This is a genomic window from Polaribacter sp. YIW18, assembly GCF_057219325.1.
Genome location: NZ_JBXVVE010000009.1, coordinates 64908 through 77627 on the forward strand (window position 1 = coordinate 64908; position 12720 = coordinate 77627).

Genomic DNA, 12720 nt, shown 5'->3' on the forward strand with positions numbered 1-12720 from the left:
CTATTTTTTCCTTTTACCTTACATTGATAAAAATGTATCTTCGTAAAAAATAAAATAAATGAGTTTTTTATATGTATTTTTAGGTTTGTCTTTACTAATACTAGGTGGCGAGTTTTTGGTAAGATCTTCTATAGCCTTATCCTTTAAATTAAATATTTCTAAAATGGTTATTGGTATGACAGTGGTTTCTTTTGCCACCTCTGCACCAGAACTATTGGTTAGTTTACAAGCGGCTTTAGATGGTTCTCCAGCAATTTCTATAAATAATGTTATTGGCTCTAATATTGCTAATATTGGTTTGGTATTGGGCATTACAGCTATTATTGGGCCTATTATAGTTAGTAAAGATTTTTACAAGCTTAATTGGCCGGTTATGCTACTTTTTTCTCTCTCACTCTACTATTTTTTATCTAATGATAATGTTTTGTCTCAAACAGAAGGTTTTATACTTTTAGTTGCATTAGCTATTTTTCTATATATACTTATTAAAACAGCAAAAAAAGAAGACGTTTCTTTAGAAGAAATAGATGATTCATTAGCAGATACTAGTTATTTTAAAATAGTTGTTTGGTTAATAATTGGTAGTGTTTCATTGTATTTTGGTTCAGATCTTTTAGTAGAAGGTGCTAAAAAAATTGCTACAAATATGGGTGTTAGCGAAGGTGTAATCTCTATAACCATGATTGCTATTGGAACTAGTGTACCAGAATTAGCAGCATCTGTAATTGCTGCTGTTAGAGGAGAAAAAGCAATTTCTTTAGGAAACTTAATTGGCTCTAATATTTTTAATATTGCCTCTGTCTTAGGGTTTACATCTTTAATAAAACAAATACCTGTTACAGAACCGCAAATACTATCTAGAGATATTTTTTGGATGCTGGGTTTTGCAGCGGTGTTACTTCCTTTGGTTTTCTTGAAAAAGAAACTTGTTTTAAGTAGGTTTAAGGGCTTATTTCTTTTTTTGGGTTATCTCGTATTTATTTACTTGGTATTTAAAACAACCCTTTAAATTTGTGAAATCTTAAAATAGGTTTATAAAATTAAAAATTAGTATTTTTCCACTATTTTTTTGTTATTCTAAGAATTTCTTTCAATTTACTTTTGTTTGTGCATTTGATTAAGCGTTAGCATATAATTAGGTAAATATGGTCTATAATTATAGCAAATCTGAAGCGATAACAGCCTTAGTACCCTATCTGATTTTAAATCCACAAAAATCAAAACTTCATAAATTTGTCACTTTGGTATGTTAGTAGAAGTCATATAAAATAGCGAACACATTGTTAAGCAAATTTATAAGATTTCTTTATTTTCGAAAAGGTAAAACAGTATAAAAACAAAAGATAATTTATTTCTATTGTTGATAAAAGCCAATAACTCTAGGCTGCTTTTTAAGAACAAATTTCTATTTTTACAATTCGCTTAAGCAGTTAAATAATTCAAGGTTTACAAAAAACATGTACTTAATTTTCGATACAGAAACCACAGGTTTACCCAAAAGTTGGAATGCACCAATTACCGACACAGACAACTGGCCTAGGTGTATTCAAATTGCTTGGCAATTGCATGATAAAATGGGGAATGTTTTAGAACATAACGATTTCTTAATTAAACCAGATAATTTTAATATTCCTTTTGATGCAGAAAGAATTCACGGTATTTCAACAGAACTTGCCCAAGAGCAAGGTATCGGTTTAGAAGAAGGCTTACAGTTATTTAATGAAGCCTTAAAAAAAACTAAGTTTATTGTTGGTCAAAATGTTGGTTTCGATATCAATATTATGGGTTGTGAGTTTCATAGATTGGGGGTTGAAAATAATTTAACTACACTCCCACTTTTAGATACTTGTACAGAAAAAACAGCACAAATGTGCCAAATTCCTGGCGGACGTGGAGGGAAATTTAAACTACCAACCTTAACAGAATTACACAATCATTTATTTGGTGTTGGTTTTGGTGAGGCCCACAATGCAACAGCAGATGTTGAAGCTACAACTCGTTGTTTTTTAGAATTAATTCGTTTAAGAGAATTTACCAAAGAGGAACTAGATGCAGAGGATGATTACTTTAAAAATTTCTCAGAAGCCAACCCAAAACCGATTCAGGTAATTGGTTTAAAACACATCAACCTAAAAAAGGAAAGTGATAAAATACGCAAACGTCTAGATAAATTAAAAGACGTAGAAGATACAAAATCTACTTCTGAAGGTTTAGCAGAATTAAAAGATGTACAATTTGCACATTTACACAATCACACACAGTTTTCTGTACTGCAATCTACCATGCAAATTGGCAACATTGTAAATGCTGCTGCTGCAGATAATATGCCAGCTATTGCCATGACAGACACTGCAAATATGATGGCTGCTTTTCATTTTGTAAACGCTATTTTAACACATAATAAAAATGCAGAAAACCCCATAAAACCAATTATTGGGTGTGAGTTTAATGTTTGTGAAAACCATAAAGATAAATCTCAAAAAGACAATGGTTACCAAGTAGTTTTGTTGGCAAAAAACAAAAAAGGGTATCATAATTTAGCAAAAATGTCTTCCATCGCTTATGTTGATGGTTTTTACTATGTACCAAGAATCGATAGAGAAATCATCAACAAATACAAAGAAGATATTATTGTTTTAACAGGTAATTTATATGGTGAAGTACCTAGTAAAATTTTAAACCTTGGAGAACACCAAGCAGAAGAAGCATTACTTTGGTGGAAAGAACAATTTCAAGACGATTTATATATAGAGTTGATGCGTCACAATCAACAAGATGAAACGATTGTGAATGAAACTTTACTAAAATTTTCTAAAAAGCATGATGTAAAAATTGTAGCAACCAATAATACTTTTTACTTACATAAAGAAGATGCAAATGCACATGATATTTTGTTGTGTGTAAAAGATGGCGAAAAACAAGCTACTCCAAAAGGAAAAGGACGTGGTTATAGATATGGTTTGCCAAATGAAGAATATTATTTTAAGTCTACAGAAGAAATGAAAACGCTTTTTGCAGACTTGCCAGAAGCCATCATCAACATACAAGAAATTGTAGATAAAATAGAAATTTTTACACTTGCAAGAGATGTTTTATTACCTGCTTTTGACATTCCAAATGAATTTAAAGATGCTAAAGACGAAGAGGATGGAGGAAAACGTGGAGAAAACAATTTCTTACGACATTTAACGTACGAAGGTGCCAAAAAAAGATATGGAGAAATTACAGAAGCTATTAAAGAACGTTTAGATTTTGAGTTAGAAGTTATTGAAAAAACAGGATATCCTGGTTATTTTTTAATTGTAGAAGACTTTATTAGAGAAGCTAGAAATATGGATGTTGCTGTAGGTCCAGGACGTGGTTCTGCTGCTGGTTCTGTAGTTGCCTATTGCTTATGGATTACCAATATAGATCCTATTAAATACGATTTACTTTTTGAGCGTTTCTTAAATCCAGAACGTGTTTCTATGCCAGATATCGATATCGATTTTGATGATGAAGGTCGTGGACGTGTTATGGATTATGTAATTGATAAATATGGTGCCAATCAAGTAGCACAAATTATTACTTACGGAACCATGGCTGCAAAATCATCCATTAGAGATACCGCCAGAGTTTTAGATTTGCCCTTGTTTGAAGCAGATAGAATTGCCAAATTAATTCCTAACATCAAACTAAAAAATATTTTTGGTGATGATGCAAAAAGCAAAGGAAAAGTTGATAGTTTGCGCGCTGAAGAAAAAGAATTGGTAGAAGAATTACGCCACATTTCTTTTGGTAACGATTTGGCATCAGAAACTGTAAACAAAGCAACTATTTTAGAGGGTTCTGTTAGAAATACGGGTATTCATGCCTGTGGTGTAATTATTACTCCAGGAGACATCACCAATTATGTACCTGTTGCTTTGGCTAAAGATTCTGACATGTATGTAACTCAGTTTGACAACTCTGTAGTAGAATCTGCAGGTTTGTTAAAAATGGACTTTTTAGGTCTAAAAACACTGACGTTAATTAAAGACACTGTAAAAATTGTTAAAGCCAGACATCATGTAGATTTAGATCCAGAAAATTTTCCTTTAGATGATGAAAAAACCTACGAATTATTTCAAAGAGGAGAAACAGTTGGTATTTTTCAATATGAATCTCCAGGGATGCAAAAACACATGCGTTCTTTAAAACCAACTGTTTTTGCAGATTTAATAGCCATGAATGCCTTGTATAGACCTGGACCAATGGAATACATTCCAAGTTTTATCAACAGAAAACATGGTACAGAAGATATTGAGTACGATTTGCCAGCAATGGAAGAGTATTTGGCAGAAACTTATGGAATTACAGTCTACCAAGAGCAGGTAATGTTACTCTCGCAAAAACTAGCAGATTTTACAAAAGGGGAAGCTGATGTTTTGCGTAAAGCCATGGGTAAAAAGCAAATTGCTGTGCTAGATAAAATGAAACCTCAGTTTATAGAACAGGCAGCTGCAAATGGACATGATGCAGATAAATTAGAAAAAATCTGGAAAGATTGGGAAGCCTTTGCAAGTTATGCTTTTAACAAATCTCACTCTACTTGTTATGCGTGGATTGCTTATCAAACAGCTTATTTAAAAGCCCATTATCCTGCAGAATATATGGCTTCTGTACTTTCAAATAACATGAAAGATATTAAAGCCGTTTCATTTTTTATGGAAGAATGTAAACGAATGGGATTAGAAGTTTTAGGACCCGATTTAAATGAATCTTTCTTAAAATTTTCGGTAAACAAAGAAGGTGCAGTACGTTTTGGAATGGCAGCTGTTAAAGGTGTAGGTGCTGCCGCAGTAAGAGCCATTATTAAAGAAAGAGAAGAAAACGGAAATTATTCGTCTATTTTTGATTTGGCAAAACGTATCGATTTAAGAGCTGCCAATAAAAAATCTTTTGATAGCTTAATTAAAGCAGGTGCTTTTGATTCTTTTACAGACACACACAGAGCACAATATTTTGCTACAGATGAAAAAGGGCAAACCTTTTTAGAACGTGCTATGAAATTTGGAAGTAAGTTTCAAGAAAACGAGAATTCTGCGCAAGTTTCTATGTTTGGTGAAGCCTCTACAATTCAGTTTCCAGAACCGGATATTCCAGATTGTGACACTTGGGGTACTATGGAACTATTATCGCAAGAAAAAGAAGTAATTGGTATTTATATTTCTGCACATCCTTTAGATGATTTTAAAAACGAACTAAAATTTTGTAACGGTACTTTAAAATATTTTAAAGGTGATATTGGCAAATTTGTAGGTATGAATTTGGCTTTTGCAGCCATAGTTACAGATGTACAACACCGTGTTTCTAAAGCTGGTAAAGGTTGGGCAATGTTTACTGTAGAGGATTATGGAGACAGTCACGAATTTAGAATTTTTGGAGAAGATTACTTAAAAATGAAACATTTTTTAGTACCCAATTCTTTCTTGTTTGTAAGATGTACGATTCAACCTGGTTGGATGAATAAAAACACTGGGGTTATGGGCGAACCTCGTTTAAAATTTACAGAAATGAAATTGTTGCACGATATTATGGACGAATTGTGCAAAAAAATAACCATTCAATTGCCTTTAGAGGATATTAATGCAAATACCATTTTAAACTTAGAAAGCATTTTAAAAAACAACCCTGGTAAACAAAATTTAAATTTTACAGTTTGGGACGAAAAAGAGAAATTAGAAGTTAGCCTACCTAGTAGAAATACTAAAATACATATTTCTAATGAATTATTAAGTACTCTAGAGAGTCAGCAAATTAAATATAAGTTGAATTAAAATAGGATATTCTGCAATTAGCAGAACAATAATGTCATTTCAATAAAAATAAACCTTTTTTTTATTACAAATTCAATTTGGTTTTTCTTAACATTTAAAAAATACTAAAATTGGTTTAATTCTGTAATTTTGTTTAACATTAAATAAATATAATGAAACAAGAAAAAAACGGAACTTGGGTTAGTTGGAATGAAAATTTAAAGTACAATTTTAAAGAAATGTATCATATTTCTAATGAAGAAGAACTTCAAGAAATAGTATCTAGCAGAGATAAAATACGTTTTTTTGGAAGCAAACAGTCATCAGCAGATATTGCAGCAGGTACAGATGTACTTATCAATATGACTAACTACAACAAAATTGTTTCTTATGATTACAATCAAAAAACAATTACAGTACAATCGGGTTTAAGTTTAAAAGAATTATTAGAAGCTATAGAATCTGTAGGTTGGTGTATTCCTTGTTTACCAGACATTAACACCATAACCATTGGGGGTGCATTAGCAACTGGAACTCATGGCACAAGTGGAAAATTATTGTGCGAATATATGACTGAATGTAGATTAGTACTGGCAGATGGAAGTGTAAAAACAGTAACAAAAGATGACGATTTAATAGATGCTGTTCGTGTTTCTTTAGGGATGTTAGGGGTTATGTCTACTGTTACCTTTCAGTGCGAACCTTCTTACACATTACACATTAAAGAAGGTCCAGAAAGTGATAAAGAATGGTTACCAAAAATAAAAAGCCGATTAAAAAAGCACGATTTTTTAAGAATCTTATGGTTACCACATACCAATAAAGGGTATGTAATAACTGGTGATAAAATTGACCCAAATACAAAAGTTTATGAAGATTTAGGTCCAAAATATTTAAAACATAGACGTAAAGCTTCTAAAATTTTGTACAAATACACCCATATCTTCCCTTGGTTAACGGCCATTGCTAACAAACTTTTATACAAAGGATTTTTTAGCACTACAAAAGAGCACAAAGGTACTTTATACCAAGCAACCGTTACAAAATCTAGAGGTTCTACTTTAGAATTAGCAGAATGGACAATTGCTTTAGATAAATTCCCACAAGTGTTTAAAGAGTTGAAAACAGAAATCAATAAGTGGAGTAATAAGTCTTTTATTCATATTCCTATGGATGTTCGTTTTGTGTACAAAGACAAAAGTTGGCTAAGTTATGCCTACAAACAAGACACGGTAACTATGGGTTGTGTATCTAGAAACGCAGCTACAGCAGACACTTATGAGGCTTTTAAAAGTATCGAAAAAATATTTATAAAACATGGTGGAAGGCCACATTGGGGCAAACGCTTTAAAGCAAAAGATGCTGAATTATCTAAAATTTACCCAAAATGGGAAGCTTTTAAAGAGTTAAGATCAGAATTAGATCCAACAAATAAGTTTTTAAATCCGTATTTAGCTAAATTGGTAAATGCAAAAAAGCTAGTAAATGAAACTGCCTAAAGGTTTTTTATTCGATTTTGATGGTGTTGTAGTAAACAGTTTTAAAAGCCATGGCAATGCTTGGAGTAGCGCTTTTAGAGAATTATTTAATAAAGAGATAACCCCATTTCCCAAACATCTTTCAGGAAAATCCCCTATGATTATTGCAGAATATTATTGCAGTATTATTGGCGAAGAAAAAAAAGCTGAAGCTTTGTTTCTCTTAAAAGATATTCATTTAGACAAACATTATACAAAACCAGATGTATTGCCAGGTGTACATGAAATTACAACATTTTTAACTGATAAAAATATTTCTTACGGAATTGCGAGTAACGCAACCAAACAATTTTTAAGAAACAGTGTAGAAAAACTACACTTAAATTTTACAACCGTTTTTGGAGTTGAAGATTATGTAAAACCAAAACCAGCACCAGAAGCATATATAACTTTAGCAAATGCTTTAGGTTTTCATAAAAAGGATTTTAAAGATCTTTGGGTTTTTGAAGACAGTTTAACAGGCACAGAAGCTGCGAAATTAGCAGGTATGGTTCCTGTAGGAATCTTAACACAATATTCGGAAGAGGAATTAAAAAATGCGGGGAGTCAATTGGTATTTCCAAGCTTGTTAGAAGCTTATCACTATTTACAAAATAACACCTATTAAAGCGCGCTCTTTCATGTAAAATTGTAGTTTATCTTAAAGCTTATCATAATAAACTGACTTTTTTTTAAAAAAAAGAGTTCAAACATTTTTTTTTGAGCTTGAAGAAAGGCGTGATATTTTTTACACAATAAGACTTCAGAAGTTTTAGAACTGTAAGGTGTTTATTTTAGAAGCAAATTGGTTTATTATAAAGTCAATTCTGTAAACAAACTTTCTAAAGTTTTATTTTCTGAACTTAATTCTAACACTTTAAAAGCATTTTCTTGAGCAAAATCGAAGATTTTAGAACGCATGTCTTCTTCTGAATTAAAAGTAAGTTGCCAAGTATTATTTGCTATATTTTCTGATACAACAAGGTTTTTAAGTGTTTTAATTTGAGATTCTTCTACTTCTAAATTAAAAATAACCTTTATGATTTGTTGATTGTTTTTTTGCAACTCTAAAAGGTTTTTATCAATAATTAGTTCGCCTTTTTTTATAATAATTACTCGATCACAAACAGCTTCTACTTCTTGCATAATATGTGTAGAAAAAAGTACAGTTTTGTCTTTTCCTAACTCTTTAATCAAAGCTCTAATTTCTACCAATTGGTTTGGATCTAAACCAGTTGTAGGTTCATCTAAAATTAAGACAGAAGGATTGTGTAAAATGGCAGCTGCTAAACCCACTCTTTGTTGATATCCTTTAGATAATTGATTTATTTTTTTATGGGCTTCTGCAACTAAGCCTACTTTTTCTAGGCAAGCTTCTATATTGCTTTTATCAACCCTATAAATACTTGCTTGAAATTGCAAATATTCACGAACATACATATCTGAATATAAAGGGTTATGCTCTGGTAAATATCCAATGGTTTTTTGCGCCTCTAATGGATTTTTCAAAACATCAACATCATCAATAAAAACCTTACCTTCATTAGGTGTTATAAAACCCGTTAAAATTTTCATCATGGTAGATTTTCCGGCACCATTTGGACCTAAAAAACCTATAATTTGTCCGTTATTAACTTCAAAAGAAACGTTATTTAACGCTTTTTGTGCTTGGTAGTTTTTTGTAACTGATGATACTTTTATGGACATTTTAAATATTTACAAATAATTAGATTTCTAAATCAATTAACCTGACAATTAATATATTATGGTAACGAATCTAAGTAGCTTTTAGTTTACAGCAACCAACGTTTGATTTCTTATTTTTCTGATATTTTTCACTCTTGCCCAAGTTAATTTATGACGTTGTTTGTAAAACCATAATGAGCCTAAATCTAGTAAAAAATAAAAGAAACTAATACCACTTGGTGGATTATGACTAGGTAAAAAATCGAAAACACCCCATGCTGTAGCTGGCCATTTCCAACATAAATAGTTAGTACCAACAATTTCTAAAAAAGCGACAGTGATATACATTGTTAAGTAGAACAAACGTTCTCTTGGTTTGTTTCTTAAAATGAATAGAGTTGCAATCGTCATTACAAAACCAAAAACATCATTTTTAAAAATTAAAAACAACAATGCATATATAAAAATAAAAATTGCAAATACTTTTTCTAGTTGTGTTCTGTATTTAATAATAGCACTAGCTTTAGAAAAATATAAAACAGCAATATATACCAATGCATGTCCTGGAGGTACATAATGTGGCACATTACCTAATCTATAAGTATACATTACCATAGCAATTGAAAATAAATACTCGCCAATAATAGCAATTAAGATAGCAGAAATCATTTGTTCTTTACAACGTTTGGTTACTTGTAAAAAAACAATAGTGGTTACTATAAACATCACTGCATTGGCATACCATTGTGCATTTGGCGTTATTTTTACAAAATGATAACTATCTAAATACAAACCCGTTAACAAAAAAAAGAATAATAAACCTATACTTTTTCCTGCTGCATACCAAGGAGATTTTGAAGCCAATAAACTCATAGTGCTAAAATACTAAAGTAAATAAAAAATGACTCAATAAATTGAGCCATTTTTTATGATTGAAATTGTTAATTTTATAATTGATAACGTACTCTAAATGTTACCAACCTTGGTAAAATAAAAGTCTCATTAATTGAGTTTGAAATGGCACCATTATTAACACTAACTCTAGATTCTGTTCCTAAAATGTTACTTGCTTGAAACTCATACTCCCATTTTGCCTCTTTATCTTTTCTATATGACATTGAAAAATCCCATATTTTAAAAGAGGTTTGATGTTGCCCATTTTGCCTTACTTCATTGTAAGAAAAATCTGAAGTTATAGTTAGTGAATCCCAAATATAAGCATCAAAATTTATAGAAGGTGCATGTGTTACAGATTTAAAATTAGAGGTGTTTCCTGTGCTTAATTGTGTTCTGTTTTGATCTGAAAAAGAAGCCCTATAGTTTAAACTAACGTTAGGTGCTTTTATAAAGTTTGTTCTAACACTAGGTCTAATTGTATAATTTTGAGTATTCAATTTTGTTGTTTCTGCTCCAAATAATTGATACGCTTGAGCATCTGAAAAGTCTGCCCTTAAACTGGTTCTAATCTTTCTAAACGTTTTTGTAAAACGTCCAAAAGCATTAATAGATTCTATATCATAAGGCAAGTTTAAATTAGTGTTTGTAGAAACATTAGATCTAATATTTGGATTATTTACATCAGGAACAAAATTTGCAATTGAAGCAATTTGCTCCATAGTTTTGTTATAAGTTAACCCCCCAAAAATAAACGTATTATTAAATAAATTAAAGCTACTATAATTTAAGCTCATGGTTTCTAATCTTGCATTCATGATATCATTATTCCCATAGAAAAACGAATTAAAATTTCTAGCAACTATAACTTCTGCAAGTTGATTTACGTCTGTAAAATTAACTTGCTGTCTGTAGTTAAAGCGTAAACTTTCACTCTTTTTAAATTGTGCGATAATATTTAATTCTGGTAAAATTTTTGTAAAAGAATCTTTAAAATCATTTGTAATAGCTACTTGAGTATTATTTATGTTATAAGAATGTGCAGTAAAACCTGGTCTAAAAGTAAAAATACCTGCTTTTACACGATAACGCATACCTGCATAAATATCGGAAAAATTATATTCTACATCATTTGTAGTACTTGCGTTTGCAACATTTGGTATATTCAAAGTCGGGTCTAATGTACTGCCATTGTCTAGCAATTGAAAAAATCTAGAATCAAAGTTTTGTTTACTTAAAATAGTACCTCCTACAAAGTTAAAATTACTCTTATTATTTATAATATAATAGTAATCTAACTTAGCATCTAATTGATTTGATTTTACTCGCCTATCTTGTTCTAAAGTATAAAACTGTTGTGTTTTATCTAAACCTAAAACATCTGCAGCAGCATCAAAACCATCTGCATTGTTGCTTGGATCTTGATCTAAATTCTCTATAGAAGAAACATAAAAAGGATCTTCATCTTGCAGTTGATGTTGTACTTCTAATGCAAAAATATTGTTTTCGTTTGCAGTATAAAAGTAACTTAAATTTTGATTGATTGTAAATGGTGTGGCATTTTCGTTTTCTACAATAGGTACATTATTACCTATTATTTGAGACGTACCATTATCTAATCTAAACTCGTTTGTAAAACGACCATTTAAATCATAATTTAATTGATTGTTTATATTTTTCTTATAAATTGTTTTAAAGTTAAACAATCCAGAATTACTAGTTTGATCTGTTGTGTTATCTGTTACATCATCTGGAATTGTAGGATCATTATAATTGACAATATTTCTATTTCTTTGCCCATTACTATTGCTAGACCAAATTAAATAACCACTTAAGTCTAGTTTTTTATTTGGTGAATAACTAAAATTTAAAGCTGTTAATTTAGTTTCAATTCTATTGGCATTTCTTGCATTTGGAGTTAAAAAACCAATACCTGCACTTGCTAAATTTATATTTGTTCCATTTGACGGACTTTGACTTCTAAAGCCACCTCTAAAACTTCTTAAATCTCTTCTGTTTAAAACTGCTTCTCCTAAATTATTAATATCTCCAATTACATTTAATGTATATTTTGGGTTATAGTAAAATAATTTGGGTTGAAACAGATATAAATCATCACTTGGTGTAAAACCAGCACCAGCATACACATCTCCAAACCAAAAGTTCTTTTTACCTTCTTTTAACTTTATGTTAATAGCAACTCTATCTTGATTATTCTGTACACCACTTAATTGATTTACATCAGAAAAATTTCTTAATACTTGTATTTTATCTACAGCGTTAGATGGTATGTTTTTAGAGGCTAGTTTAGTATCTCCACTAAAAAATTCTTTACCATCTACTGTAATTTTTTCTACAACTTTACCTTCAACTTCAATCTGGCCAGCATCGTTTATTTCTACTCCAGGTAGTTTTTCGAGTACGTCTTCTAATTTACGTTCAGAGCCATTTTTAAAAGAATCTGCATTGTAAACAATAGTATCTCCCTTAATAGTTACAGGCATTTTAGAAACTACTGTAATTTCATCTAAAGAGTTATCTTCTTTTAAAGTAACATTTTTTACAATATTTTCAGTTTTAGTAGTTACCACAAAATTGGCAGTTTTAAAACCTATGTAACTAATTTTGATATCAAATGTGCTATTTTTATCTAAGTCTAACTTATAGCTTCCTTTAGCGTCTGTAAAACCATAAGAAGCCATTTTTTTAGTGGTTTTATTAATGGCTAATACATTTGCCATTTCTAATGGTCCACCAATACTATCTTTTACAACTCCTGTTAGTGTAATTTGGGCATTAGTAATAAATGAAACCATAAAAATGGTTAATAGTAGTAATTTTTTCAT

7 protein-coding genes are annotated in these 12720 nt (G+C 30.6%); 4 read left to right on the forward strand and 3 right to left on the reverse strand.

Annotated elements, in window-relative coordinates:
- Nucleotides 1-58 precede the first annotated feature (58 nt).
- The 4 genes from AC2D6T_RS10260 to AC2D6T_RS10275 all read left to right on the forward strand — a co-directional run bounded on the left by AC2D6T_RS10260 (nucleotide 59) and on the right by AC2D6T_RS10275 (nucleotide 7922).
- Entirely contained in the window at nucleotides 59-1009 is a 951-nt protein-coding gene (locus AC2D6T_RS10260; protein WP_484681433.1) for a calcium/sodium antiporter, read from the forward strand.
- 448 nt (nucleotides 1010-1457) lie between these two features.
- Nucleotides 1458-5798, forward strand: a complete 4341-nt coding sequence (gene dnaE / locus AC2D6T_RS10265; protein ID WP_484681434.1) for a DNA polymerase III subunit alpha — start codon at nucleotides 1458-1460, stop codon at nucleotides 5796-5798.
- A gap of 152 nt (nucleotides 5799-5950) precedes the next feature.
- Nucleotides 5951-7276 (forward strand): D-arabinono-1,4-lactone oxidase, encoded by a 1326-nt coding sequence (locus AC2D6T_RS10270; protein ID WP_484681435.1) that lies wholly within the window; start codon nucleotides 5951-5953, stop codon nucleotides 7274-7276.
- Entirely contained in the window at nucleotides 7263-7922 is a 660-nt protein-coding gene (locus tag AC2D6T_RS10275; protein WP_438989216.1) for an HAD family hydrolase, read from the forward strand. Before AC2D6T_RS10270 ends, AC2D6T_RS10275 begins: the two co-directional genes overlap by 14 nt.
- A gap of 185 nt (nucleotides 7923-8107) precedes the next feature.
- Here AC2D6T_RS10275 and gldA read toward each other — a convergent pair whose 3' ends face one another.
- The 3 genes from gldA to AC2D6T_RS10290 all read right to left on the reverse strand — a co-directional run bounded on the left by gldA (nucleotide 8108) and on the right by AC2D6T_RS10290 (nucleotide 12720).
- Nucleotides 8108-9001: a gliding motility-associated ABC transporter ATP-binding subunit GldA gene (gene gldA, locus AC2D6T_RS10280; protein ID WP_438989217.1), complete on the reverse strand. Its 894-nt coding sequence runs from the start codon at nucleotides 8999-9001 to the stop codon at nucleotides 8108-8110.
- A gap of 81 nt (nucleotides 9002-9082) precedes the next feature.
- A complete protein-coding gene (locus AC2D6T_RS10285; protein ID WP_484681436.1) occupies nucleotides 9083-9853 on the reverse strand; it encodes a hypothetical protein in 771 nt (256 codons plus the stop codon).
- A gap of 74 nt (nucleotides 9854-9927) precedes the next feature.
- On the reverse strand, nucleotides 9928-12720 hold the full coding sequence (locus AC2D6T_RS10290) for a carboxypeptidase-like regulatory domain-containing protein (RefSeq protein ID WP_484681437.1): 2793 nt from the start codon (nucleotides 12718-12720) through the stop codon (nucleotides 9928-9930).

Coding starts and splice junctions, on each gene's coding strand:
- AC2D6T_RS10260 (WP_484681433.1), top strand. CDS start 59: ATGAGTTTTTTATATGTATTTTTAGGTTTGTCTTTACTAATACTAGGT.
- dnaE (WP_484681434.1), top strand. CDS start 1,458: ATGTACTTAATTTTCGATACAGAAACCACAGGTTTACCCAAAAGTTGG.
- AC2D6T_RS10270 (WP_484681435.1), top strand. CDS start 5,951: ATGAAACAAGAAAAAAACGGAACTTGGGTTAGTTGGAATGAAAATTTA.
- AC2D6T_RS10275 (WP_438989216.1), top strand. CDS start 7,263: ATGAAACTGCCTAAAGGTTTTTTATTCGATTTTGATGGTGTTGTAGTA.
- gldA (WP_438989217.1), bottom strand. CDS start 9,001: ATGTCCATAAAAGTATCATCAGTTACAAAAAACTACCAAGCACAAAAA.
- AC2D6T_RS10285 (WP_484681436.1), bottom strand. CDS start 9,853: ATGAGTTTATTGGCTTCAAAATCTCCTTGGTATGCAGCAGGAAAAAGT.
- AC2D6T_RS10290 (WP_484681437.1), bottom strand. CDS start 12,720: ATGAAAAAATTACTACTATTAACCATTTTTATGGTTTCATTTATTACT.